This window comes from Aliiroseovarius crassostreae, from assembly GCF_001307765.1.
Lineage (GTDB): Bacteria > Pseudomonadota > Alphaproteobacteria > Rhodobacterales > Rhodobacteraceae > Aliiroseovarius > Aliiroseovarius crassostreae.
This window is the reverse complement of sequence record NZ_LKBA01000019.1, coordinates 151,163-175,311: the sequence shown is the minus strand read 5'-3', so window position 1 is coordinate 175,311 and position 24,149 is coordinate 151,163. Positions and strand designations below refer to the sequence as shown.

General features: G+C 60.8%; 21 protein-coding genes and 1 tRNA gene. 10 read left to right on the top strand and 12 right to left on the bottom strand.

Annotated elements, in window-relative coordinates:
• Positions 1 to 216: 216 nt before the first annotated feature.
• From AKJ29_RS13550 to AKJ29_RS13540, 3 genes are all read left to right on the top strand, one after another.
• Complete coding sequence (locus AKJ29_RS13550) at positions 217 to 1,515, top strand: capsule biosynthesis protein (protein ID WP_055191692.1); 1,299 nt, start codon at positions 217 to 219, stop codon at positions 1,513 to 1,515.
• Positions 1,516 to 1,624: 109 nt separating this feature from the next.
• Entirely contained in the window at positions 1,625 to 2,752 is a 1,128-nt protein-coding gene (locus AKJ29_RS13545; protein ID WP_055191690.1) for a polysaccharide biosynthesis/export family protein, read from the top strand.
• Between the two features lie 10 nt (positions 2,753 to 2,762).
• Entirely contained in the window at positions 2,763 to 4,829 is a 2,067-nt protein-coding gene (locus AKJ29_RS13540) for a capsular polysaccharide biosynthesis protein (protein ID WP_055191688.1), read from the top strand.
• A 120-nt stretch (positions 4,830 to 4,949) separates the two neighbouring features.
• Here the strand turns inward: AKJ29_RS13540 and ribD are convergent, their stop codons facing one another.
• The 4 genes from ribD to AKJ29_RS13520 form a co-directional block, all read right to left on the bottom strand.
• On the bottom strand, positions 4,950 to 6,044 hold the full coding sequence (gene ribD, locus AKJ29_RS13535; RefSeq protein ID WP_055191686.1) for a bifunctional diaminohydroxyphosphoribosylaminopyrimidine deaminase/5-amino-6-(5-phosphoribosylamino)uracil reductase RibD: 1,095 nt from the start codon (positions 6,042 to 6,044) through the stop codon (positions 4,950 to 4,952).
• Positions 6,045 to 6,058: 14 nt separating this feature from the next.
• Positions 6,059 to 6,529, bottom strand: a complete 471-nt coding sequence (gene nrdR / locus AKJ29_RS13530) for a transcriptional regulator NrdR (protein WP_055191685.1) — start codon at positions 6,527 to 6,529, stop codon at positions 6,059 to 6,061.
• Between the two features lie 182 nt (positions 6,530 to 6,711).
• A complete protein-coding gene (locus AKJ29_RS13525; RefSeq protein ID WP_055191683.1) occupies positions 6,712 to 7,149 on the bottom strand; it encodes a secondary thiamine-phosphate synthase enzyme YjbQ in 438 nt (145 codons plus the stop codon).
• The gene (locus AKJ29_RS13520) at positions 7,149 to 7,433 is read right to left on the bottom strand and encodes an HlyU family transcriptional regulator (RefSeq protein ID WP_055191681.1); all 285 of its coding nucleotides are present in this window, start codon (positions 7,431 to 7,433) and stop codon (positions 7,149 to 7,151) included. Before AKJ29_RS13520 ends, AKJ29_RS13525 begins: the two co-directional genes overlap by 1 nt.
• 174 nt (positions 7,434 to 7,607) lie before the next feature.
• On the opposite strand from AKJ29_RS13520, the gene yghX reads away from it, so the two are divergent.
• Positions 7,608 to 8,495, top strand: coding sequence for a YghX family hydrolase (gene yghX, locus AKJ29_RS13515; protein WP_055191679.1), 888 nt, complete (start codon positions 7,608 to 7,610; stop codon positions 8,493 to 8,495).
• A gap of 156 nt (positions 8,496 to 8,651) precedes the next feature.
• On the opposite strand, the gene AKJ29_RS13510 is transcribed toward yghX, so the two are convergent.
• The 4 genes from AKJ29_RS13510 to AKJ29_RS13495 all read right to left on the bottom strand — a co-directional run bounded on the left by AKJ29_RS13510 (position 8,652) and on the right by AKJ29_RS13495 (position 13,824).
• Entirely contained in the window at positions 8,652 to 9,050 is a 399-nt protein-coding gene (locus AKJ29_RS13510; RefSeq protein ID WP_055191677.1) for a DUF1294 domain-containing protein, read from the bottom strand.
• Entirely contained in the window at positions 9,047 to 11,029 is a 1,983-nt protein-coding gene (gene rpoD / locus AKJ29_RS13505; RefSeq protein WP_055191675.1) for an RNA polymerase sigma factor RpoD, read from the bottom strand. Before rpoD ends, AKJ29_RS13510 begins: the two co-directional genes overlap by 4 nt.
• A gap of 185 nt (positions 11,030 to 11,214) precedes the next feature.
• Entirely contained in the window at positions 11,215 to 13,194 is a 1,980-nt protein-coding gene (gene dnaG / locus AKJ29_RS13500) for a DNA primase (RefSeq protein WP_055191673.1), read from the bottom strand.
• 42 nt (positions 13,195 to 13,236) lie between these two features.
• Positions 13,237 to 13,824: a TetR/AcrR family transcriptional regulator gene (locus AKJ29_RS13495; protein WP_055191671.1), complete on the bottom strand. Its 588-nt coding sequence runs from the start codon at positions 13,822 to 13,824 to the stop codon at positions 13,237 to 13,239.
• A 147-nt stretch (positions 13,825 to 13,971) separates the two neighbouring features.
• On the opposite strand from AKJ29_RS13495, the gene AKJ29_RS13490 reads away from it, so the two are divergent.
• From AKJ29_RS13490 to AKJ29_RS13465, 6 genes are all read left to right on the top strand, one after another.
• Positions 13,972 to 14,271: a hypothetical protein gene (locus AKJ29_RS13490; RefSeq protein WP_139231353.1), complete on the top strand. Its 300-nt coding sequence runs from the start codon at positions 13,972 to 13,974 to the stop codon at positions 14,269 to 14,271.
• A gap of 145 nt (positions 14,272 to 14,416) precedes the next feature.
• Complete coding sequence (locus tag AKJ29_RS13485) at positions 14,417 to 15,721, top strand: homoserine dehydrogenase (protein ID WP_055192465.1); 1,305 nt, start codon at positions 14,417 to 14,419, stop codon at positions 15,719 to 15,721.
• Between the two features lie 249 nt (positions 15,722 to 15,970).
• A complete protein-coding gene (gene glpX / locus AKJ29_RS13480) occupies positions 15,971 to 16,942 on the top strand; it encodes a class II fructose-bisphosphatase (RefSeq protein ID WP_055191667.1) in 972 nt (323 codons plus the stop codon).
• A 5-nt stretch (positions 16,943 to 16,947) separates the two neighbouring features.
• Positions 16,948 to 17,496: a cysteine hydrolase family protein gene (locus tag AKJ29_RS13475; protein ID WP_055191665.1), complete on the top strand. Its 549-nt coding sequence runs from the start codon at positions 16,948 to 16,950 to the stop codon at positions 17,494 to 17,496.
• 11 nt (positions 17,497 to 17,507) lie between these two features.
• On the top strand, positions 17,508 to 19,253 hold the full coding sequence (recJ, locus tag AKJ29_RS13470) for a single-stranded-DNA-specific exonuclease RecJ (RefSeq protein WP_055192463.1): 1,746 nt from the start codon (positions 17,508 to 17,510) through the stop codon (positions 19,251 to 19,253).
• A gap of 93 nt (positions 19,254 to 19,346) precedes the next feature.
• Positions 19,347 to 19,421 (top strand) — tRNA-Glu (locus AKJ29_RS13465).
• An 89-nt stretch (positions 19,422 to 19,510) separates the two neighbouring features.
• Here the strand turns inward: AKJ29_RS13465 and AKJ29_RS13460 are convergent.
• The 4 genes from AKJ29_RS13460 to AKJ29_RS13440 all read right to left on the bottom strand — a co-directional run bounded on the left by AKJ29_RS13460 (position 19,511) and on the right by AKJ29_RS13440 (position 24,133).
• A complete protein-coding gene (locus AKJ29_RS13460; protein ID WP_055191663.1) occupies positions 19,511 to 20,575 on the bottom strand; it encodes a tyrosine-type recombinase/integrase in 1,065 nt (354 codons plus the stop codon).
• 342 nt (positions 20,576 to 20,917) lie between these two features.
• Complete coding sequence (locus AKJ29_RS13450) at positions 20,918 to 22,810, bottom strand: phage major capsid protein (RefSeq protein WP_055191658.1); 1,893 nt, start codon at positions 22,808 to 22,810, stop codon at positions 20,918 to 20,920.
• Between the two features lie 3 nt (positions 22,811 to 22,813).
• Positions 22,814 to 23,194 carry a hypothetical protein gene (locus AKJ29_RS13445; protein ID WP_055191655.1) on the bottom strand — a complete coding sequence of 127 codons (381 nt, stop codon included), beginning with the start codon at positions 23,192 to 23,194 and terminating at the stop codon, positions 22,814 to 22,816.
• A gap of 54 nt (positions 23,195 to 23,248) precedes the next feature.
• On the bottom strand, positions 23,249 to 24,133 hold the full coding sequence (locus AKJ29_RS13440) for a hypothetical protein (protein ID WP_139231354.1): 885 nt from the start codon (positions 24,131 to 24,133) through the stop codon (positions 23,249 to 23,251).
• Between the last annotated feature and the right edge of the window lie 16 nt (positions 24,134 to 24,149).

Genomic DNA, 24,149 nt, shown 5'->3' with positions numbered 1-24,149 from the left:
CTAGCCCGCGGCATGGGGTTTGCCAATCCCTGCACACTCCGTCTTGCAAAAATACCCAGCAAGGCGCAGGACCGCCCCCACCTCTTCCCCCCTCTTTACCAAAAATGCACCAGATGAGACATATTTTGGCCGCACAGGGCCCTTAGGCTATTTGCGGGTTTGCGCTGGGATACGCTGACCTTATAGTCTGGCCAATGGGCTGAAATACCCGCAGAAATGAGTTTCGACGTGATCACCGGTGACAACCACAACTTCCTGTTCCTGCAAGGCCCGCACGGGCCTTTCTTCTGGCGTCTGGGTCAGATGCTGCGCCAGGCGGGGGCCACGGTCTGGCGGGTCGGGTTCAATTGCGGGGATCAGGCTTTCTGGCGCGATCACGACAGCTATATTGCCTTCACCGAACCGCAGGAAAGCTGGGCCAGCTATTTCGCGGCCCTGCTGGATGAAAAATCCATCACCGACATCGTGCTTTACGGCGACACCCGCCCGATCCATGCCGAAGCCGTGCGGATCGCCAAGGCCCAGGGGATCACCGTGCATGTGTTCGAGGAAGGGTATCTGCGCCCCTATTGGGTGACCTATGAAAGGGGCGGATCCAACGGCAATTCCCGTCTGATGGAGATGTCGATCCCACAGATGCAGCAGGCCCTTGAAGGGGTGGATCTTGACCAGCCCGAAGCGCCCTCGGTCTGGGGGGATATGCGGCACCATATCTTTTACGGCGCGCTTTACCATTGGTTCGTGATGTTTCGAAATCGCCGCTATGCGAATTTCAAACCCCACCGCGCCCATTCGGTCACGCAGGAATTTCGCCTCTACCTGCGCCGCCTCCTTTTGATGCCCGCCCAGTCCATCGACCGCAGGCTGGCCACGATCCGGGTGAAATATGGGGGGTTTCCCTATCATCTCGTGCTGCTGCAACTGGAACATGATTCCAGTTTTCAGATGCATAGCCCGTTTGAAAACATGTCCGCATTTCTGGAATTGGTGATGGACGGGTTTGCCAAAGGGGCGGCCCCACACCATCACCTCGTCTTCAAGGCCCACCCGCTGGAAGATGGCCGCGCCCCCATTCGACGTGAAATCAAACGCCTGTCCCAAAAACACAATCTCGAAGATCGGGTGCATTACGTGCGCGGCGGCAAACTCGCCCAACTGCTCAACCACACCCGCTCGGTGATCACCGTCAATTCAACCGCCGCCCAGCAGGCCCTGTGGCGCGGCCTGCCGATCAAGGTCTTTGGGGCGGCGGTCTATGCCAAGCCCGAATTTGCCTCAACCCAGGGCCTGTCGGAGTTTCTGCAACAGCCAACCCGGCCGGATCGAAACGCCTATCGCGATTACCGCCAATATCTTCTGGAAACCAGCCAGGTGCCCGGCGGTTTTTATTCCGCGCGCGGCAGGCGGCAGCTTTTGCGGCTGGTCGTAGACATGATGCTCGCCCCGCGCGACCCTTACGATGCGCTCTCCACAGGCACAGCGGCGCCACGGCAACAGTTGCATATCGTCCATTGACCACAACAAGGAAGTGCTGGATTTTTCTGCATTTCCTGCATAATCTACCTCTTAATAACAACGAAAACCGAGGCCATCCTCCAACAAAGGAGCCCGAGCAGTGACGAAAATGGGCAAAGTAATTGCGCGCCGTGCGGCGCTTTTGGTGTTGGCAGGCACTGTTGCCGCCTGCGGTCTGCCCCGTGTAGGCCCTAATAAATCCGAGATTTACGCAGGCAGCGTGGAACGACAGGGCGACGCCTTTATCGTTGCGGTCAATGACCGCGTGACCCGTGCGACGGCGGTTGTGCCCGCGCTTGGGTTTGATGAGAAATTTCAAAACGCCTCAGTCGTCGGCTCCGATACGACCAATGCCGGTGACGTGCTGGGGATCGCGATCTGGGAAAACGTCGAAGACGGGATCCTGACCACCGCGGGCGCCCCTGCTACGCTGGATGAAATCCAGGTGGATGGCGCGGGCTATATCTTTATTCCCTATGCGGGACGCATCAAGGCGTCAGGCAACAGCCCCGAAACCATTCGCCGGATCGTGACCGAGAAACTGGCAAGCCAGACCCCCGATCCGCAGGTTGTCGTGCGACGCCTGGCGGGTGACGGGTCCACCGTCACCATGACAGGGGCCGTATCCGGCCAGGGCGTCTATCCGATCGAACGCCCGACCCGCACCCTGTCTGCCATGCTGGCCAAGGCTGGCGGCGTGGCCGTGCCCCCCGAGATCGCCAAGGTCAAAGTCAGCCGAGGTGCCCAGACCGGCGAAATCTGGTTCCAGGACCTGTTCGACAATCCTCAGCTGGATATCGCCCTGCGCGGCGGTGACCGTATTCTGGTTGAGGCGGACACCCGCGCCTATACCGCACTGGGTGCGACCGGCGGTCAGGCCCGCGTGAAGTTTGAGACCAAGACCCTGTCTGCCATCGAAGCCCTCGCACAGGTCGGAGGCCTGCAAAGTGCCGTGGCCGATCCGACCGGCGTGTTTGTCTTCCGCAACGAACCCGCTGATATCGCCAATCAGGTGCTGGGCCGCGATGACCTGATCGGGCCGCAGCGTCTGGTCTATGTCCTGAACCTGACCGAACCCAATGGCATGTTCATGGCGCGTGATTTCGTGATCCGCGATGGCGACACGCTTTATGTCACCGAAGCACCCTATGTGCAGTGGACCAAACTGCTGTCGACCATCACAGGCACGCTGTCCAGCGCCGGGTCGATCACCTCGCTTGGCAACTCGCTGAAATAAGGCCGCTGCCGTGGCCCGACCACAGACATCAAAAACCGCCGCCGGGGAGAATTCTTCCCGGCGGCTTTGCGTTTACAATGGCGGCTTTCTCACCCAGTCACGCATCCGCCGGATCCTGTCGCTGGCAGGTTGGCGGGTGGACGTTGGCCTACCGGGTGAAGGGGATTGGGTTGGCACATGGGGCAAAAGCCCCACCTCTGGCCGGGGTGAACGGATCTCGGACTGGAAAAACAGCCCGGTTCTGCGGGTCGAGGATGCCTTTCTCCGCTCTGTCCTGCCCGGACGCGAAGGTGAGCCCCCTATGGGGCTTCTGCTCGACGATATGGGGGTGCATTTTGACAGCTCAGCCCCGTCCCGGCTGGAACAGATCCTGTCTGAACACCCGCTGGATGACACCCATCTGCTGAACCGTGCCCGCGATGCCATGGCCCGCCTGCAAGGTGCCCATCTGTCGAAATACAACGCATTCGACCCGGCCATCCCCGCACCTGAAGCGCCTTATGTGCTGGTGATCGACCAGACGATGGGAGATGCGTCAATTGCCCATGCAGGCGCGTCTGAAGGCACCTTTCGCGACATGCTGGTCGAGGCCCGTCTGGCCCACCCCCATGAACGCATCCTGATCAAGACCCACCCGGAAACGCAACGCGGCCACCGGCAAGGACATTATGGGCCAGAAGATGAAAACGATCAGGTCCGCCTGATCACCGATCCCGCCAGCCCGTGGGAGCTGCTTTCCGGCGCGACCGCCGTTTACACTGTCAGTTCCGGCATGGGGTTCGAAGCCATTCTGGCCGGGCACAAGCCACGCGTGTTCGGCCAGCCCTTTTACGCCGGATGGGGGCTTACCCAGGATGAGCGGCCACCGAACCGTCGAAGCCGCCCCCTCACCCGTGCACAGATCTTTGCCGGGGCAATGATCCTTTACCCCACATGGTATGATCCGTTTCGTGACCAGCTTTGCGAGATCGAAACCGTTATCGACAATCTGGAAGCCCGCACGCGGGCCTGGCGAGAGGATCATCGCGGCTATGTCGCCTCCGGGATGCGGTTGTGGAAACGCGCGCCCCTGTCGCGGTTCTTTTCAGCGCAGGGCACGGCCCCCTCGATGATCTTTGACAACCGTGCGGCACACGCGGCGGAAGGGGCCGCGCTGGTCCAGCGTCCGCTGATGGTCTGGGCTGGCAAGGAAGAGCCGGAACACAACGGCGACTCTCCTCTTTTGCGTATTGAAGATGGCTTTCTGCGCTCTTGCGGCCTTGGCGCGGAGCTGGTCCCGCCGCTGTCTCTCGTGCGCGACGATCTGGGTATCTACTATGACCCCACCCGTGAAAGCCGGCTGGAGCGGATGATTGCGGCAAGAGCGTCCCTGCCGGAACACGCACGCAACCGGGTTGAACAGCTGCTGGGTGCCTTACGTCACGCGCAGATCGACAAGTATAATCTCAGCCGTCCGGCCCCTGATCTGAGCGCCCTGCCGCCCGGGCCGCGCATTCTTGTCCCCGGTCAGGTCGAAGATGATACCTCGATCCGTCTGGGCGCAGGTGCGGTCTGCACCAATCTTGCGCTGCTGGAACATGTGCGGCGCGAAAACCCGCAGGCTGTCATCCTCTACAAGCCCCACCCGGATGTGGAGGCGGGGTTGCGCGACGGGATCATTCCAGAGGCAGAGATGGCGCGGCTTTCGGATTTCGTGGCGCAAGAGGCCAGCCCGATGGCGCTTCTGGATCAGGTGGATGAGGTCTGGACCATGACCTCGACCCTGGGGTTCGAAGCGTTATTGCGGGGTGTGCCCGTCACCTGCCTTGGGGCACCATTTTATGCAGGCTGGGGACTGACCCGGGATCTTGGAGACGTGCCCGCCCGCCGTCAGGCCCGCCCGGATCTTTTCGGTCTGGCCCATGCCGCGCTGATTGATTACCCGCGCTATTTTGACCCGATCACCGGGTCGGCCTGTCCGGTGGAGGTGGTGGTGGAGCGTCTTGCCAGCGGGGATTTGCCTGCCAGAGGGCGGGCCAACCGTCTTTTGGCAAAACTGCAGGGCGTGTTTGCAAGCTACGCATATCTGTGGCGATGACGCTCAGGGGCTCTGCCCCTCGGGCTGCGCCCTCACCCCGGGATATTTGAGACCAGAAAATGAGGGCGTTTCAGCTGCACCCTGAGACCGGAAAACGTAGCGGCGGAAGGTGGAAACCTCTCAGGGAGCTTTTGCGCGGGCGCGCGACCAGCGGTGGAGCACATCCCCGCCAAGGGCGCGGGTTTCAATGAGTGTGAACCTTGGGGCATCAGCCAGGCGCGTGATGCCCATTCCCGCCAGCGCGGGGCGGCCTTCGGCACCCAGGGCGACGCCTGCGGTCATTCCAATGAGCTCATCCACCAGATCCGCGCGCATGAGCGATGCTGCCAGCGCGCCCCCACCTTCACAAAACACCCGCGTGAGCCCCTGCCCGGCCAGCGCATGGAGCACCGAACGCGGATCCAGAGCACCCTCAGCCTCTTCGACAGCGAGACAGGTTGCCCCGCAATCTTGCCAGAACTTGATGCGCTCGGGCGGGGCTTTTGCACCGTGACACAGGATCACGGGGACCTCCTTCGCGGTGCGCGACAACTGACTGTCCTCCGGCAGGCTCAGATGGCGCGACAGAACAATGCGGGCGGGCTGATGCGCGACGCCGAGGCCACGGATGGTCAGGCCGGGATCGTCATCACGCGCTGTGCCGCCTCCCACCATGACGGCATCGTGCCGGGCGCGCAGAGCATGCACATAGCGGCGGGCATCGGGACCGGTGATCCATTGGCTTTCGCCCGAGGCGGTTGCAATCCGGCCATCAAAGCTGTTTGCCAGCTTGAGCGTCACCCAAGGGCGGGTCTTGGTCACTTTGAGCAGGAACCCGGCAAGGTCACGGCGTGCCTCATCAGCACAAAGCCCGGTCTCCACCTCAATGCCAGCTGCCCGCAGCATGGCAAATCCGCCTCCGTCAACACGTGGATCCGGATCACCAAGCGCCACCACAACCCGCGCCACGCCGGCCTCGATCAGGGCCTGTGCACAGGGCGGGGTTTTGCCATGATGGGCGCAGGGTTCAAGGGTGACATAGGCGGTTGCCCCTTTGGCATTTCCGGCCTGGGTCAGGGCGACCACTTCGGCATGGGGGCGACCGCCCTTCTGGGTCCAGCCACGGCCAATGATCCGCCCGCCATTTTGATCTGGTTGCACCAGCACACAGCCCACGGCCGGGTTTGGGGCACACAGCCCCATGCCGCGCCGACCGAGGGCCAGCGCGAGTTTCATATATCTGAGGTCGTTCACTCTTCTTCGACGGGATAGTTCGGGCGCAACTCGCTGACAAATTTGTCAAAATCATCCGCCGCCTGGAAGTTTTTATAGACCGAGGCAAAGCGCACATAGGCCACGGTGTCGATCCGCGCGAGGCTTTCCATAACGATCTCGCCGATTGTCTTGGAGGGGATATCCGTCTCTCCCATACTTTCCAGACGCCGCACGATGCCGGAAATCATCTGGTCGATCCGTTCAGGTTCCACCGGGCGTTTCTGCATTGAGATACGGATGGAGCGTTCCAGCTTCTCACGGTCGAAATCTTCGCGTCGCCCGTTGGACTTGATCACCACGAGATCGCGCAGTTGCACCCGTTCATAGGTGGTGAAGCGTCCGCCGCAGGCCGGGCAAAACCGCCGACGACGGATGGCCACGTGATCTTCAGCCGGGCGGCTGTCTTTCACTTGAGTGTCGATATTACCGCAAAACGGGCAGCGCATGGAGGCGTCCCTTTCCTGTTTGTGACCGCAAAGAGCCGGGAAAACCGCCTCATAGCGTGGGTGGCAACCCAGTTATCCACAGTCACTATATGGGGCACACTAGGGTTTGTGTAGGGGGTAATTGCCTGCGCTAGATGAAGAATTGCCCCCGTCCAGTGGGAAAAACGCACAAAGCATCCCCCTCACCCTGCCGGGATCAACATTCCGACCACCTGCCGGTGATGCGGGGCATCCCGATGTTCGAACAGGTAGATGCCCTGCCAGGTCCCAAGCGACAGACGGCCATCCAGGACCGGGATATTCAGACTGACCGGCAGCATCGCCGCCTTGATATGCGCAGGCATATCATCGGGCCCCTCATAGGTATGGGTCAGGTAAGACATGGACGGATCGGTGGTCGGTGGCACCAGCCGGTGGAAAAAATTGCGCAGATCCGTCTGCACCTCCGGGTCGGCATTTTCCTGAATGAGCAGAGAACAAGAGGTATGGCGCACAAAAAGGGTGAGCACTCCGTCCCGCACACCCTGCCCGCCACATTCCTCCGAGACAAATCGCACCACGTCGCGGGTGAATTCATAAAGCCCCTGACCATGGGTCGAAACTGTGAACCGCATCCGCATCAGACTGACCGGAACAGCCGGTCCCCCATCTGGCCGATGAAAATCTTCGCCTTGCGCAGACTTTCCGCTGTGGCGGCCTCCTTCGAGCCAATCACATCCGCCCGGATCATCATGTGGGATTTCAATTCGCCCCCGATCTCTTTTTCAATCCGGGCCGCAATGCGAAAACCGCCAGGCTCTTTGATCGGTTCAGGAAAAATCGTGAAACCGTCATAGATCTGCGGGTCTGGCCCGGCATCATTGGCAGCGGAACGAGCCCCGAAGAGTTTGGATAAGAGGGACATTGGGGATCCTTAATTTACGGCGATAGGGTTGGGCGTCACTGCCATCCGCCGGGGGCGTCTTGGGATCGACACTACAGAAAGGCTCAACCAGTTGCCATCACAAGATTGGCACCGCGTTCCAGCCCAGCCTGTGATATACTCCCTCTGTCACAGCTGAAAAAAAGGAGCACCCCCATGACCCGGATGACCGCCAAGGACTTCGATCAGGACCTTCTGGAACTGTATGATTTCTATGCCCACGGGATCATCACCAAACGGGAGTTTCTTGACCGAGCGGCGAAGTTCGCCGTTGGCAGTGTGACGGCGGCCATGCTTCTGGATCAACTCAGCCCGAATTATGCGCTGGCAGAACAGGTGTCGTTCAATGACCCGGATATTTCAGCCGAGTATATCACCTATCCCTCCCCGCAGGGGCATGGCGAGGTGCGCGGGTATCTGGTGCGCCCAGCAGGGACAGAGGCCCCGTTGCCGGCCGTTCTGGTGGTGCATGAAAATCGCGGGCTAAACCCATATATCGAAGACGTGGCCCGCCGGGTGGCCAAGGCGGGTTTCATGGCGCTGGCGCCTGATGGGCTAAGCTCGGTTGGCGGCTATCCCGGCAATGACGCTGATGGGCGCGAGTTGCAACGCAGCGTGGATGGCACCCTGTTGATGAATGATTTCTTCGCCGCAGCCGAACATCTCATGACCCGGCCCGACAGCACCGGCAAGGTTGGTTGCGTTGGGTTCTGTTATGGGGGTGGGGTCTGCAATGCACTGGCGGTGGCCTATCCGGAACTGGCGGCCTCGGTGCCGTTTTATGGCCGGCAGGCCAAGGCAGGGGACGTGCCGAAAATTCAGGCCCCGCTGCTTCTGCATTACGCCGAACTGGACGAGCGCATCAACGCAGGCTGGCCCGATTACGAGGCGGCGCTGACGGAACACGGCAAAACCTTCACGGCGCATATCTACCCGGGCGTGAACCACGGTTTCCACAACGACAGCACCCCCCGCTATGACGAGGCCGCAGCCGAACTTGCCTGGTCGCGCACGGTGGCGTTTTTTGAGACATATCTGACCTGAAACCTGCGCCTCACTGGCACAAGATCGGAACCGCCAAACACAGCGCCAAACTCCCTGTTCAACGCCTTTACCCGACATCTTGACACCGGCCAGTATCGTTCCGGCGCCCAAGAAACATGCCGCCCCGATCACCAGCAAACCCGTTCGCGGAGTGGGTTACGGGTGCAAAATCCAACTCAGGAAACGAAGGGCATTCAGCATCACAAAAAGCCGGCCATATTCCGTAATAAGGATCGCAAAGATGAGCAGATTTATTCCCAGACGAACATTGAGCATCCTCGCAAAGGGCTGCTTTCGGGTTTTATGCCGCAAACGTTTCTGAGCGATCTTTCCTCCCAGAGCTCCACCAAAAAGAAACCACATCTGCAAAGTGGTTTCACTAATGCGCCAGTCCCCTCGTTCAGCCCTGCGTTTATCCAAGAACATCAGAAAGTAGCTGACAGAACTGGCCCAACAAAACCAACCAAAGATAAGTGAAGACGTATTCAATTGGGTATCCAAAAATAAATTGATTTGAAAAACAAAAACGCCCCCTTGCGGGGGCGCTTTGATCACTGGTCCAGGAAGCTGCGCAGCTTGCGCGAGCGGCTGGGGTGCTTCAGTTTCCTGAGCGCCTTTGCCTCGATCTGGCGGATCCGCTCGCGGGTCACGCTGAACTGTTGACCCACCTCTTCGAGCGTATGGTCGGTGTTCATGCCGATGCCAAAGCGCATCCGCAGCACACGTTCTTCGCGCGGGGTGAGCGAGGCCAGAACGCGGGTTGTGGTTTCCTTAAGGTTTTCCTGAATGGCGCTGTCCAAGGGCAGCACCGCATTCTTGTCCTCGATGAAATCCCCCAGCTGGCTGTCTTCCTCATCGCCAATTGGCGTCTCAAGAGAGATCGGCTCCTTGGCGATCTTCATCACCTTGCGCACTTTCTCCAGCGGCATTTGCAGCTTTTCGGCCAGCTCTTCCGGGGTCGGCTCGCGGCCAATTTCGTGCAGCATCTGGCGACCGGTGCGCACCAGCTTGTTGATCGTCTCGATCATATGCACCGGGATACGGATGGTACGCGCCTGATCCGCGATCGAGCGCGTGATCGCCTGACGGATCCACCAGGTTGCATAGGTCGAGAATTTATAGCCGCGACGATATTCGAACTTGTCCACCGCCTTCATCAGGCCGATGTTACCTTCCTGAATAAGGTCAAGGAATTGCAGCCCGCGGTTGGTGTATTTCTTGGCGATCGAGATCACCAGGCGAAGGTTCGCTTCGACCATTTCCTTCTTGGCCTGACGGGCCTCTTTTTCACCCTTCTGAACCTGTTGCACAATGCGGCGGAATTCCGAAATATCCACACCGACATACTGTCCCACCTGCGCCATGTCACCGCGCAGTTGCTCGACCTTGTCGGCGGATTTCTCGATGAACATCTGCCAGCCACGACCGGATTTCTGGGTCATGTCGTCAAACCAGGTCGGGTCGAGTTCACGGCCGCGATAGGCATCAATGAATTCGCGGCGGTTGATCCGCGCCTGATCGGCCAGCTTCACCATGGACGAATCGATCGACATGATCCGGCGGTTGATGCCGTAAAGCTGGTCGATCAGCGCCTCGATCCGGTTGTTGTGCAGGTGCAACTCGTTCACCAGCAGAACAATTTCCGAGCGCAGCTTCTGATAGGCGCTCTCTTCCTTATCGGTGAAACTGTCATCTTCGTTCAGGGTTGCGCTCATGCGCAGGTCCTGCATTTCACTCAGCTCCGCGTAATCACGGGCGATCAGCTCAAGCGTTTCCAGAACGCGAGGTTTGAGAGCGGCCTCCATCGCGGCAAGCGACATATTAGCGGCTTCATCCTCGTCGTCATCATCATCGCTGCTCAGCGGGTTGCCATCCGCGTCAAGCTCTTGTTCTTTTTCCTTTTTTTCAGATTTCGGCGTTTCGGATCCCGTGCTCCCCAGCACGGTTTCCTCTTCATCGTCATCATCCAACTGGTTACCAAAGGTGGCATCAAGGTCGATCACATCGCGCAGAAGAATGTCTTCGGACAGAAGTTCGTCGCGCCAGATCGTGATCGCCTGAAAGGTCAGCGGGCTTTCGCACAGGCCCGCGATCATCGTGTTACGCCCCGCCTCGATCCGCTTGGCAATCGCGATCTCGCCTTCGCGCGACAACAGCTCAACCGAGCCCATTTCACGCAGATACATGCGCACAGGATCGTCGGTACGGTCGAGTTTTTCGGTCTCGGCAGTGGCCACAGCCACCTCGCCGCCCGCGTTTTTCACGACCAGTTCGCCGGCGTTTTTCTCTTCTTCTTCCGCCTCTTCATCTTCGATGATGTTGATGCCCATCTCGGACAGCATCGACATCACGTCTTCAATCTGTTCCGAACTGACCTGATCAGGCGGCAGAACCTGGTTGAGCTGATCGTAGGTGATGTAACCTTTTTCACGAGCTTCCGCGATCATCTTCTTGACGGCGGCTTGGCTCATATCGCCGATCGGTTCGGCGTCCTGATCGTCCTTGCGGTCCGATGCGGTGTCTTTGGCGGCCATGGGCACTCCTTGCACTGCGGTCCGATCTGCTGGCCTCTGCCGGGTCCCATCCGGCAAGGGGCGAATCGGAGGCGATTGATTCGGGTTGTCGAATCAAAACATTCGAATCGTTGATTCGCCAACCCATGTAATGTGTTTTTGCGTGCGATTCACGCGGAAACCTCCAAAGGGCTTCCCGTTTTTCCCTAGCTGCCGCCGTCTTTCCCCTTGGTCAGGGACAGCCCGGCGAGCATCCGGTCAAATACATCCTTCTCCTCACGGCTGATCAGCAAACCATTTGCCGCCCGTTCAAACGTTGTCTTGTCTTCCGTCTGGTTGACCGTCGCCCGGTTGCGCGCCTCAGCGGCCTGCGCAAGACGCCAGGTCACCCCCTCATCCGCAACCCCATCCAGATCCCGCGCAGCATCCCCCACCTCGCTTTGAACACTCGGCAGAGCCTCAAGACGTCGCAGAGCGGACATGACCGTTGCTTCGGCAATTTCCGTATCTTCCGGCTGACGAACGCCTGCCGATATTTTTACATGGTTGAGCGCAAACAGCTTTTCAAGGCAGGTCGCGCCAAGACGGTTGCATATTTCATCCCGAAGGATCTGCTCGCCGTCCAATGCGTGGCTCAGCAGGATGCGCTGGATCTCTGCATGTTCCCGATCCCGCATATCAATGCGCTCAAGCCGGCTTTCCACACCTTCCAGCAGGTCCGGACGCAGCACCAAAACCGCAAGAACAACCGCCTCGCTCAACAAAAGCTCCGCCTCACCACTTCCCCCGGCCAGCAAAGAGCTTTTTGTCGTGGGCAGAACCGGGTTCTGGACCTTGCCCGAACCGCGACGGGCCTTCCAGTCGCCTTTGTTGTTCCAATCGGTTTTGTTGGATTTCGGACGGGCCCGAAACAGATCCCATCGCATATCTTTAATGGCCTGCGCATAATGTGCGCGGATTGAAGGATCGGAAATGCGGGAAATCACCTCGCGCAGATCCTTGTCCAGAGCGGCCTTGCGTTCCGGGCTGTCGAAAACCCGGCCTTCGGTCTCTCGCCGCCACAGAAGATCAACCATGGGCACGGCCACATTCAGCGCCGCCTGCATGGCCTGCGGCCCCTGCGCCTTGATCAGGTCATCAGGGTCCTGCCCCTCTGGCATGATGGCAAAGCGCACCCCCTTGCCCGCCTCCAGAAGCGGCAGGGCCAGATCAATCACCCGCATCGCAGCACGCAGCCCGGCCGTATCTCCATCCAGCGCAATCACCGGTTCCGGGTGGATCCGCCACATCAGATGCAACTGCTGTTCCGTGATCGCAGTGCCCAGCGGGGCGACTGTTGAGGCGAACCCGGCCTCGGACAGGGCAATCACATCCATATAGCCTTCGGCCACGATCAGCGGCTGGCCTTTGCCCGAGGCCGCGCGGGCGGGACCGACATTGTAAAGGGTGCGACCCTTGTCAAAAAGCTCGGTTTCCGGGCTATTCAGGTATTTCGCATTGTCATTCGGGTCCATCGCCCGCCCACCAAAGGCAATGCAGCGCCCGCGCGCGTCGCGGATCGGGAACATGATCCGGCCCCGAAATGTGTCATAGGGATTGCCCCCCTTCTGGCTGGGTTTGGCAAGCCCGGCACCCAGGATCAGGTCATCCGCAACCCCCTTGCCCTTCAGATGATCCCACAACCCCTGCCAGAGATCCGGGGCAAAGCCGATCCCCCAACGCTCCTGCGCGGCGTCATCAAGTCCCCGCCCGGCCAGATAATCACGTGCCGCCGCCCCGGCGGCTGTCTTCAGCATCAGGCGGAAATGGGCCACTGCCATCTCCATCACCTCGGCCAGCTGGGTGCGGCGGTCGGCCTTTTCCTGCGCGCGCGGATCACGGGCCGGCATCTGCAACCCAGCCTCTCCGGCCAGGATTTCCACCGCTTCCATAAAACCGACATTCTCCGTGTCCTTCACGAAGGAAATCGCGTCCCCCTTGGCGTGACAGCCAAAGCAGTAGTAAAAGCCTTTTCGGTCATCCACATGAAAAGACGCGGTTTTTTCGTGGTGGAACGGGCATGGCGCCCACATGTCGCCCTTGCCGGGCTGCGATTTTCGCTTATCCCACATGACCTTGCGACCGACCACATCCGAGAGGGTCAGGCGCGTGCGCAATTCATCAAGGAAACCGGGTGGCAGAGACATGGTTCTTTATCCGCCGAATTGCGAACCGAGTCCAGCGGGTAGTCAGGCCCCAACCGCGCCGCGCACCATATCCCAATAGATATCGGCCACGGCTTCCTGGCTCAGGCGTCCACCCTCACGATACCAGGTATTGACCCCTGTCAGCATCGCGATCACCGCCATGGTGGCAAGCCGCGTGTCAGGCACATTGATCACGCCAGCCTCACGCCCCGCATCCAGAATACGCTCCAACCCGCGTTCATACTGACGCCGCAACGCTTCGAGCGTGGCGAAGTTTTCCTCGCTCAGATTGCGCAGCTCCATATAAGCGATGAACACCGCATCGGGACGTTCCAGGTGGAAATGGATGTGAAAACGCGAGAAAACTTCCAACTGCTCAAGCGGAGTGGTCCCCTTTGGCACCTCTTCCCATGCGGCCAGCAATTCGTCCATATGGGCGCGCATCAGGTCAAACAACAGGCTTTGCTTGTCCTTGGTATAGAGGTATAGCGCCCCGGCCTGCACCCCGACCTCACGCGCAATCTGGCGCATGGAGACGGCGGCATATCCGTGGCGCGCAAAGAGGCGAAGCGCTGCCTCTCGCACCCTGGGGCCTGTGATATCACTGTGGGATCCGGTTTTACGTGCCATGGGGACATGATAACTGAACAGTCGTTCAAATAAAAGCCCAACCTGTCACCTCCCCCACACCTGCCTGAACCCTTCCGCTTGCCCCCCGATCAGGGCAGAGCTATGGTCTGCCCTATGCCCTTTCGCCACCTTCAGTTTGCGAGTCAGATGCCTTCCTTTTTCCAATTTCCTGCTGTGATCCTGACTGTGGCGGCCCTGATCGGCTGCTCTGCTCCCTCAGGGATCGACATCCCCATGTCCCCAGCGGCACAGCACGCAGATTATCCGCGCATCCAATCTCTTGACCTGCTGCTAGCCCAGCGCACGGATGTCCGCACCGCCACCGACTTTGCCGCCCCCCTGGCCAGCCGGGCCAGTGCGCTGCGGGCCCGTGCGGCCCGGCTGCGGGGGCCAATTGTGGATCAGGCCACACGGGCCCGCATGATGGGCGCATTGCGTCGGCACTGACGCGGGCGCATACCGTCTGCTGGCGTCCTGTTGAGGAATTCTTTCCGGTCTGGCCGCATTCCGCCAACGATCGCATTGCGTCCTTGACCGCCATTCGCTAGACCTCGCGGGACGCAAGACATCACCGCATCTGATGGAGAACAACATGAGTGACAAATCCGCCTCCGGCGCGCCGCTTCGTCTAGGCATTGCAGGGCTTGGCACTGTTGGCATTGGTGTGGTGAAAATTATCCGTCGTCAGGCGCAGCTTTTGAAAGCGCGGGCCGGTCGCCCCGTGGTGATTACCGCAGTTTCCGCCCGGTCCAAGGACAAGGATCGCGGTATCGACCTGTCGGGGTATGCCTGGGAAGACGACGCCGTTGATCTCGCAAAACGGGACGATGTGGACGTTTTTGTCGAACTAATGGGGGGCCATGATGGCCCCGCCAAAGCTTCGGTCGAGGCTGCGATTGCAGCGGGTAAGGATATTGTGACGGCCAACAAGGCGCTTTTGGCCCATCACGGACAGGAGCTCGCCCTGGCGGCAGAAGACGCTGGTGTCCGGCTGCGCTATGAGGCGGCGGTCGCAGGGGGTATTCCCGTGATCAAAGCCCTGACCGAAGGTCTTGCCGGGAATGACATCACCCGCGTCATGGGGGTGATGAACGGCACCTGCAACTATATCCTGACCCAGATGCAGGCCACCGGGCGCGGATATAATGCCCTGTTTGAGGAATGTGCCGAGCTGGGATATCTGGAAGCGGATCCGAACCTTGACGTGGGCGGCATTGATGCCGGTCACAAACTGGCGATCCTATCATCGATTGCTTTTGGCACCCAGATCAACTTTGATGCGGTTGAACTGGAAGGCATCCAGCGCATTCAACTGGAAGATATTGAACACGCAGCGGAAATGGGTTTCCGCATCAAGCTTCTCGGGGTTGCGCAGATGACCGGTCGGGGGCTGGAACAGCGCATGTCCCCCTGCCTCGTGCCCGAGGCCTCTCCTCTGGGGCAACTGGAAGGTGGCACCAATATGGTGGTGATCGAAGGGGACGCGATTGAGCAGGTTGTGCTGCGCGGCCCCGGTGCCGGTGAAGGCCCGACCGCCAGCGCGGTGATGGGCGATGTCATGGATATTGCCCGCGGATTTGCCCTGCCCACATTTGGCCAGCCCGCCCGCACCCTGCGCCCTGTGAATGGCGCCAAGGCCGCCAAGCCTGCCCCGTATTACATCCGGATGACGCTGCTCGACAAACCCGGCGCTTTGGCCAAGGTGGCGGCTGTGCTCGGCGATGCGGCCGTTTCGATCGACCGGATGCGGCAGATCAGCCATGAAAAAGAGCGCGCGCCCGTGTTGATCGTGACGCATAAATGCACCCGTGACGCGCTGGACACGGCCCTGTCGGGGCTTGCCAAAACCGGCGTGGTGGATGGAGAGCCGGTTGCGATCCGCATCGAAAAGGTGTGATGGCCGGGAGTGAATCACCTGATGATCTCAGAAAAAGGCGCTTCGACCGGGGCGCCTTTTGTCTTTGCCCCCCCTGCGAGGGGCGCTGCCCCTCGGGCTTTGCCCTCACCCCGGGATATTTGAAACAAGGAAAACGGGGTGCAGGCGGCTTATTCCGGGATTGATGGCGCGAAAAGGGGCCATTCCCCTTGCCCCGATAGCGCCCCATCACTAAACCCGTGCCAACTGGATTATTCGAGGATTGCTCTCATGGCTGATAAAGTCGTTTTCGCTGACCGTATGTTGTCGCTGGGTCTCGCCCGTGTTTCCGAAGCTGCCGCGATGGCATCCGCCACGCTGGTGGGTCGCGGTGACGAAAAGGCGGCCGACCAGGCCGCCGTGAATGCGATGCGGGATCAGCTGAACCTGCTGGAAATTGCCGGCACGGTTGTGATTGGCGAAGGCGAGCGCGACGAGGCCCCGATGCTTTACATCGGTGAGGAGGTCGGCACCGGCGAAGGCCCCGCCGTCGACATCGCACTGGACCCGCTGGAAGGCACCACCCTGACCGCGAAAGACATGCCCAACGCGCTGACCGTGATTGCCATGGCCCCGCGCGGCACGCTTTTGCACGCGCCGGATGTATACATGGAAAAACTGGCGATTGGGCCGGGGTATCCAACCGATGTTGTCAGCCTTGAAATGAGCCCGGCTGAGCGCGTGAAGGCTCTCGCCGCAACCAAAGGTTGCGCCACCTCGGACATCACCGTCTGTGTCTTGGAACGTCCGCGCCACGAAGAGATGATCGAGGGCATCCGTTCGACCGGCGCCGCAATCCGCCTGATCACCGATGGCGATGTGGCCGGCGTGATCCATTGTGCCGAGGCAGACATCACCGGTATCGACATGTATATGGGTCGTGGCGGCGCTCCCGAAGGGGTGCTGGCAGCCTCTGCGCTGAAATGTATGGGCGGGCAGATGTGGGGTCAGCTGACCTTCCGCAATGATGACGAACGTGGCCGCGCCGCAAAGGCAGGCATCACCGATCTTGATCGCATCTACACCCGCGACGAGATGGTCACCGCTGACGTGATCTTTGCGGCCACCGGTGTGACCGATGGGTCAATCGTGTCGGGCATCAAGCGTGAACCCGGCTTCCTGACCACCGAAACCCTGCTGATGCGGTCGAAAACCGGCTCGGTCCGTCGCATGATCTATCGCAATCCGATCAAGGCAGGCTGAACCGGATGGTGTGTGCGCTGATCCTGGTGGATATTCAGCAGGGGTTTGACGATCCCTATTGGGGCGCGCGCAACAATCCAGATGCAGAACAAAAAGCGGGTCAGCTTCTGGCGCATTGGCGCGCACAGGGCTGGCCCGTTTTTCTGATACAGCACCTGTCAACCAATCCCGACAGCCCGCTTTTCCCCGGAAAACCCGGCGTCGAGCTCCACCCGGCGATTGCCCCCAAGGGCGAGGCGGTCATTCAGAAATCCGCCAATTCCGCCTTTATCGGCACCAATCTGGAAGAGCGCCTGCGCACCTTCGGCACTACAGATCTGGTTGTCGCGGGGATCACCACACCGCATTGCGTATCCACCACCTGCCGTATGGCGGCCAATCTCGGCTTCAACGTGACGCTGGTGCATGACGCGACCGCGGCCTTTGCAGAAGGGGCCAATACGGCCTGGCGCGAAGGCGGGGCGGTGGATCCCGAACAGATCCATCAAAGCGCAATCGACCATATTTCAGGTGAATTTGTCACCGTTAAATCCGTGGCCGAGGTGCTGGCATGACGGCACCGGGGATGAGCTTTCTCGGTGTGGACAGCTCTGCCACGGGCCGACGCTGGGTCGGACCGGGGATCGAGGCGGAACGCCAGGGTGAACACCTGCACCAGCTGACCCAATTGCCCCTGCCCCTGTGCAAGATCCTTGCGCAGCGCGGTATAGGCGCAGAAGGGGCTGCAGAATTCCTCGATCCCACACTCAAGACACTGCTGCCTGATCCGCGTGGCTTGAAGGATATGGAGATCGCCGCATCCCGCACCTTGCAAGCCTTTGATCAGCGGGAAAAAGTCGCCATATTTGCCGATTATGACGTGGATGGGGCAACCTCGGCCGCGCTGCTCATCGACTGGTTTCGTCAGATGGGGCGCGATGTCACGCTTTATATCCCCGACCGGATCAACGAAGGCTATGGCCCCAATGTCCCCGCGATGGAGCTGCTGGCAGCGGATCATAGCCTGATCATCTGCGTTGACTGCGGCACGCTGAGCCATGAGCCGATTGCCGCCGCGAAAGCCAAAGGCGCGGATGTGGTGGTGCTCGATCACCACCTGGGGGGCGAAACCCTGCCGCCTGCCGTGGCGGTGGTGAACCCGAACCGTCAGGATGAACTGGACGCGCCGGGCTATCTCTGCGCGGCGGGAGTGGTGTTTCTAATGCTGGTCGAGCTGGGCCGGATGTTGCGCGAGGCCGGGCGCACCGGACCTGACCTGATTTCCATGCTCGACCTTGTGGCCCTTGGAACCGTCGCGGATGTGGCACCGCTGATTGAGGCGAACCGGGCATTGGTGCGTCAGGGCCTGAAGATCATGGCCCGCCGCGCCCGCCCGGGCATAGTGGCGCTGGCGGATGTATCGGGCATGAACGAAGCACCCCGCGCCTATCACCTTGGGTATATGATGGGGCCACGAGTGAATGCCGGGGGGCGTGTTGGCCGGGCCGATCTCGGCGCGCGCCTGCTGTCGACCATGGATATGCACGAGGCGCAGGCCATTGCGGCACGGCTGAATGACCTGAATGCAGAGCGGCGCGAAATCGAAGCCAATGTGCAGGCCCTTGCGCTGGAACAGGCCGAAGCCCGCGGACTGGACGCCCCTCTGGTCTGGGCCGCCGGTGAGGGCTGGCATCCCGGTGTGGTTGGCATCGTGGCCTCCCGCCTGAAAGAGGCCACCAACCGCCCTGCCGTGGTGATCGGGTTTGACGGCGATGACGGCAAAGGGTCCGGGCGCTCGATTGCGGGGGTCGATCTTGGGGCATCCATTCAGCGGCTGGCCTCGGACGGTGTCATCCAGAAAGGTGGCGGGCACAAGATGGCCGCAGGGCTGAGCCTGTCGCGTGACCAGCTGGAACCGGCCATGAACCGCCTGAGCGACCTTCTGGCAAAACAGGGAGCCGGATTGCAGGGGGCCGCCGACCTGCGCCTTGACGGCGTGCTGATGCCCTCAGCCGTTACCGTGGACCTGATCGAAGAACTGGAACAGGCCGGACCGTTTGGGGCCTCAGCCCCTGCCCCGCGCTTTGCCTTTCCAGATGTGCAGATCCTGTTCGCAAAACGGGTTGGGCAAAACCATCTGAAACTCAGCTTCGGCGACGGGATGGGCACGCGGATTGATGCCATTTCCTTTGGGGCTTTTGATGGGCCGCTCGGCCCTCTTCTGGAAAACCATGCCGGTCGCCGCTTTCATCTGGCCGGCAAGCTGGAGGTGAATCACTGGCAGGGCAGATCAAGCCCACAACTGCGCCTTGACGACGCCTCAACCGCCTGATCCTAAACGGTTTTCAAGTTTTTTACAAAAAGCCGATTTTCCCCCTTGCGCGCCCAGTCCGCTTCCCCTAAAACCCGCCTCACACGACAGAGTGGCCCGTTCGTCTATCGGTTAGGACGCCAGGTTTTCAACCTGGAAAGAGGGGTTCGATTCCCCTACGGGCTGCCACTTAAATTTTCTTCTTGAAACATCAGAGCGTTAAGTGTCGGTTTTGTCCCACCGTGTCGAACGGGGGCAAAAAGTGGGACACTTTTGTTCTAACTCTGTCCGGCGCGCATCTTCTGAGAGGCCGCCTGGGCGCGCACTTTTTGGCTGGCCGCTTTCGTGTATCGCGTGACCTCTTTCGAGGTCTGGTGGCCGGTGATCGCCATGATTTCGAACTCGGTGCATCCCAGCTCGGCCAGACGCGCAGCGGCCGCCTTTCGGAGGCCGTGGACCGAACAATGCTTCAAACCTGCATCGTCGCACCACTTGCGAAACCGATTACCAAAACCGGCATTCGTGAACGGCCGCCCATAGGCGTTGACGAGAAAAGCTAGGTCGCCGGTCTCGCTTGCCTCGATGATCCGTTCTAGCTCTGGCACAATCGGGATTTGCAAGCGGACCGGGTTCCGCCCTTTTCCCTTCTGTTGCGTGAACACGAGCCAGCCCTTTTGGACGTGCTGTTTCCCGAACAACACTAGGTCAGACCGGCGTTGCCCTGTGTAGAGCGCCAGAGCCAGCGCCAGGCGCGCTGTGCTGCCTTCTGGATGCGTTTCCTCGAACTTCTCTATCTCGGCGAGCGTCCACGAGTGGTAGCCATCTGGGTTCGATTTCAGAAGCTCCACGTCCTTCGCCGGATTTGTGTCGGCCAAGTCATAAGTGACGGCGAAACGAAAGAGCTGGCGCAGCACTTTTACCATGCTGTTGGCCGCCTCTGGCGTCGCCATCATCTCGTCGCGCCGTTTGCGTATGTGGCGCGCCAACATCATGCGAAACGGTTTGTCGCCATTGCCATTGTGAAGCGCGAACCGCTCGAGGATCGCGCGTCTGGTCTTTTGAGTCTTTGGGTCCAGCCCGGCCCACATGGATGATTTGTAGTATTGGGTGCAGAGCCAATGAAACGAGTTAGGCTTCACGCGACTTGCCCGTTTGGTTGTTGACTTGGATTCCTTTGGACCTGCCGCAGCGCGGCGGTAGTCGGTCAGGAATTCCGGTGATCCGGTCGGGCCGCGCAAGCGCACTTTCCGGCCGTCGCGTCGATAGTAGAGCCGCACGTTCCCGTGACGGTCCGTGTCCTCGACGACATATTTCAATTTAAATTTCATGGACTCCTCGCTCATCTACTCATCCCAAGGATTGTAGTCCGAGTCGTCACCACCTGGTAAAGCATCAAATGAACGGTCCAGGGACCGAACGTCCCACACGCGCCGTCCGTCAATCTTTTTGGGCTTGGGCATACGCCCATCAGCCACCATCGCGTCGAATTTTGAAGCGCCTATTCCGATGTAACCGGCTGCCTCGACACGTGACAGCCCGCGCCGTGTCGGCAACGGCAGGGCGCGGGCTGTCGTGTTTTGCGGCGGTTTGAAGCATGGGACCTATGACGCAAAGAGTTGGAGGGATAGCCCGCCCCGGATCAGGCGTTGAAGGGGCGGGCTGCGCCGCTGCGGCGTGGTGCAGTCTTATGGCGTCTTAGCTCTTACGCGGTCAGGGCGTCCTGGATCCGCGAAGGATTCCGCATGGCGGGTGGCAATGTCCCATTCGGAATGCGCCACCAGTCGGACGTTACCTTTCGCGGCTTCGGTCACATCGTCCACGATCAGGTCGATACCGCCCCATTGGCCGATCAGAAGGTCAGCCCAGGCCCCGAAGATCACGGCCGACAGGTCCGCCCCGGTTCCCTTGGTGAGGTCGGACGGCACGTTGCCGGAGAACCGGGCCTTGTAACCGGCCAGGCGCAGGTCCTCGGCCGTGGCGGCGACGTCCGGGTCCAGCATCATGGTATCGGTCCCAGAAATGCGCGGCGTGGACATGAGGTGCCCTTTGACCTTGAGGTTGGACAGGAAGCCCAGGGACATGGGATCGACGTTGGCCGACTCCACAATGCTGACCAACTCCATGAGTTTGGCCCAGGTCACGAAATCGCCGTCCGGTCCCATTTCTACGTCACCGATCCCGGCCAGGTTGAGAATGCCCGTGGGCTGGGGGCCAACGCCGGTTCCGGCAATCGCAGCCTTGTCCAGTGCAACCGCGATCTGGGCGCGCAAATCATTGGTGAGAATCTGGTCCACGGCGGGCAGGCTTTGCTTGAGCTGACGGCGCGAAATCCGCGTGTGGGCCGAAAGCTGGTGCATGGTCAGCGTCACCGCGTCGAAGGCCGGGGCCGATTCCGTCGCCTCGCTGTTTTCCGCGATCCATTCGGCGGAACACCCGGCCGTCTGGCGCGGGATCGACACGTTTTCCACCAGGCCCGGCAGAACCGTTGCGCCCAGCTCCATCACCCGCACCTGGGGTTTCAGGACCTCGACAAAGGCGTCGTGCATCTGCTGGGTGCCGATCAGCGACGGTGCGGTGGCGGTCGTGACCAGGGCGCGTCCGGCCAGGGCGGCCGTGGGAACGTAGGTCCCCGAGGCGCTACGGCCAAGCTGGCCTTGCAGCTCCTGGGAAACTTCCCGCTCGAAACCGGCCTGGGTCCAATCGCCGGTGATTTGTGCCTGGGCGACACGGGACAGCGAATAGGACCGCTCGGCCGCCGCGATTGCGGGCAGGCCCATGCGGCCGCGCGTGACGGGTTGCGGGCCGTTGCTCGAGGACATGCCGTCCAGGATCGAACGCTGGAATGCGTCCACGGACAGGCCGTCCGCAATCGCGCTTTCCACATCCTCGGCGGGCATGTTGAAGCTGCGGCCCAGGGCGGAGATTTCGGACGCGCGGCGGCGTTCGGCGTTGACGGAACTGGTCGCCGGGGCGGGCTGGTGCTGAGTCGTGTGGGGGGTGGGAGTCGTCATGTTTGAACCTTTCAGAAAATGAGGGATGGACGCGGAAGAACCGCCCGACAGCGACCGACCGACCCCGACCGTGGGGTCCGCCGGGACCGCGACGAGTGACACCTCGACCGCTTCCCATTTTGTGGCGCGCAAGACGGGATAGCCGATTTGTTCGCCCGCTGGTTTCAACTCATGGACGGCGTAACCCACCGATACCGACTGCACTTCACCCGCCTTCACACGGGTTAGCATTGAGTTGCCTTCTTTCGTGTCCGCAAGCCGCACAACTGCGCGACCCCGGCGACCCTCGATCCGGGCGAAAACAACCGTCCCGACCATCGAGTCCACGTCGCGCCGGTGATCCTTGAGGACCGGGGCCGATCCGCTGTTGAGCCGTGACAGGTCAACCTCGCCTGGATCGTGCCCCAGAACCTCAAAGGCCGGTCCCATGGGGGTATCCCGAAGGACCGGAATTTCGCTCGAGAAGGACAGAAGGACCGTCCGGTCCCCGTCCTCCACCTTCACCTCGGCCGCAACCTGGGGGCCAAAGGCGGGATTGTTCAAATCTGCAAACCGCTCATGTTTCATGGATCAGGCGTCCTTTTTCAGGGACGCCGCGCCCGCATCGATATGGGCGGCCAGCTCGGCAATCGCGCCGGGACAGAACCCGAACAACGGCGCGCCCTCTTGTTCGGCGGCGGCCGTAAAATGCCCCAGCCGGGATTCGCTGTCACTGACCACGCCCCGCGCCCCGCGACGGTCAAGGCGGTAAACCACCAGCGCCCCTGGGCCGCGCGTCAGAGCAGCGTCAATCTTGTCCGGCGCGTCCCGCAACAGGTCCAGGGCGGCGTGTTTCTCGAGGCCCGCGCCGTGGATTTCACGCGTCAGCACGGCAAGGCAGGCGGCCACGACATGCGCGCGGCCGCGCTGGGCGGTAGCGATCGGGTTTTCGGTGGCGGTTTTGGCGTTCATGGAAAGGGTTCCTTTGGGGTTCGGGATCGGCGGGGAAGGGAGACGGCGCAGCCGTCAATTCAATTCCAACAAACCTGTGAGGAAGGCTTGGGCGGCTGGTGTTTTGCTCCACCGAATGCCAGCGAATGCCATTTTGCCGTTGGATTTGACTTTGCGGCCACCACATGCCGCCAGTGCATTGGCCAAGTTTACCGCGTTGCTGTTTGCATCCCCTTGGTGGTGTGGGCGCGCCGCCGCCTGCCAATCGGAAAGCCAAGCGTGAAAGACGCGCTGAAACTCGAGGCTGGACATGCGCGCAGAAGGATCGCGGATTGTGAATTCGGCCAGAAACGCAGGAACGGGATCGGTTATCGCGGATGATGCGTCACCAGTCGCGGCGTAACCCGCGCCCGGGTGCTGGACGGCCGCAACCGGATCGGCCTCCAAGCCGTCCCGCATTTGCTGGATCAGCTCGGAGAGGTTCACCAGGCAGAGAGGCGCGCATCCACTTTCGTGAAAGTCCAGCCACTCCATGATCTGAAACGCTGTCAGGTCGCACCCAGGAACGAACGCGATAGCGTCCTGTGCATCAGCGGGCAGCACACCCGCGACCGTGACCAGGAACGTGTCCTGCGACCCGTCAAAAACTTGACCGGCAGGACGTGGCATGGTGGCGTTGAAGGCACGAAGGCCGTTGCCGATTTCGTCCATTAATTCGTCCATTAAAATGAAAGCGCGGGCGATCCGCAAGGCTCGGTCAGAGGGAACGCCCCCTGTCAGGAGCCGGAAAAACACCGCCAGGCACACCGCACCCTCGAGGGTGACAAACCGCCCACCGCCGCGACCGGCCCCCGCGCCCCGCATGGGATCGGTTATCTGCGCCGCAAACTCCCCATCGGTCTTGAGGGCCTGGCCCAAGACACCATCATAAAATTGGCGGTGGAACTTGCCCGGTTTCACACCCGCTGCCTCGAGG

Bases quoted from the DNA above. Each gene is read 5' to 3' on its own strand.
- AKJ29_RS13460 (WP_055191663.1), bottom strand. From the start codon at position 20,575: ATGAGCGAGGAGTCCATGAAATTTAAATTGAAATATGTCGTCGAGGAC.
- nrdR (WP_055191685.1), bottom strand. From the start codon at position 6,529: ATGCGCTGCCCGTTTTGCGGTAATATCGACACTCAAGTGAAAGACAGC.
- AKJ29_RS13445 (WP_055191655.1), bottom strand. From the start codon at position 23,194: ATGAACGCCAAAACCGCCACCGAAAACCCGATCGCTACCGCCCAGCGC.
- AKJ29_RS13485 (WP_055192465.1), top strand. From the start codon at position 14,417: ATGAGTGACAAATCCGCCTCCGGCGCGCCGCTTCGTCTAGGCATTGCA.
- AKJ29_RS13520 (WP_055191681.1), bottom strand. From the start codon at position 7,433: ATGTCCCTCTTATCCAAACTCTTCGGGGCTCGTTCCGCTGCCAATGAT.
- AKJ29_RS13545 (WP_055191690.1), top strand. From the start codon at position 1,625: ATGGGCAAAGTAATTGCGCGCCGTGCGGCGCTTTTGGTGTTGGCAGGC.
- glpX (WP_055191667.1), top strand. From the start codon at position 15,971: ATGGCTGATAAAGTCGTTTTCGCTGACCGTATGTTGTCGCTGGGTCTC.
- AKJ29_RS13550 (WP_055191692.1), top strand. From the start codon at position 217: ATGAGTTTCGACGTGATCACCGGTGACAACCACAACTTCCTGTTCCTG.
- AKJ29_RS13525 (WP_055191683.1), bottom strand. From the start codon at position 7,149: ATGCGGATGCGGTTCACAGTTTCGACCCATGGTCAGGGGCTTTATGAA.
- AKJ29_RS13490 (WP_139231353.1), top strand. From the start codon at position 13,972: ATGCCTTCCTTTTTCCAATTTCCTGCTGTGATCCTGACTGTGGCGGCC.
- recJ (WP_055192463.1), top strand. From the start codon at position 17,508: ATGAGCTTTCTCGGTGTGGACAGCTCTGCCACGGGCCGACGCTGGGTC.
- AKJ29_RS13450 (WP_055191658.1), bottom strand. From the start codon at position 22,810: ATGAAACATGAGCGGTTTGCAGATTTGAACAATCCCGCCTTTGGCCCC.
- rpoD (WP_055191675.1), bottom strand. From the start codon at position 11,029: ATGGCCGCCAAAGACACCGCATCGGACCGCAAGGACGATCAGGACGCC.
- ribD (WP_055191686.1), bottom strand. From the start codon at position 6,044: ATGAAACTCGCGCTGGCCCTCGGTCGGCGCGGCATGGGGCTGTGTGCC.
- dnaG (WP_055191673.1), bottom strand. From the start codon at position 13,194: ATGTCTCTGCCACCCGGTTTCCTTGATGAATTGCGCACGCGCCTGACC.
- AKJ29_RS13495 (WP_055191671.1), bottom strand. From the start codon at position 13,824: ATGGCACGTAAAACCGGATCCCACAGTGATATCACAGGCCCCAGGGTG.
- AKJ29_RS13475 (WP_055191665.1), top strand. From the start codon at position 16,948: ATGGTGTGTGCGCTGATCCTGGTGGATATTCAGCAGGGGTTTGACGAT.
- yghX (WP_055191679.1), top strand. From the start codon at position 7,608: ATGACCCGGATGACCGCCAAGGACTTCGATCAGGACCTTCTGGAACTG.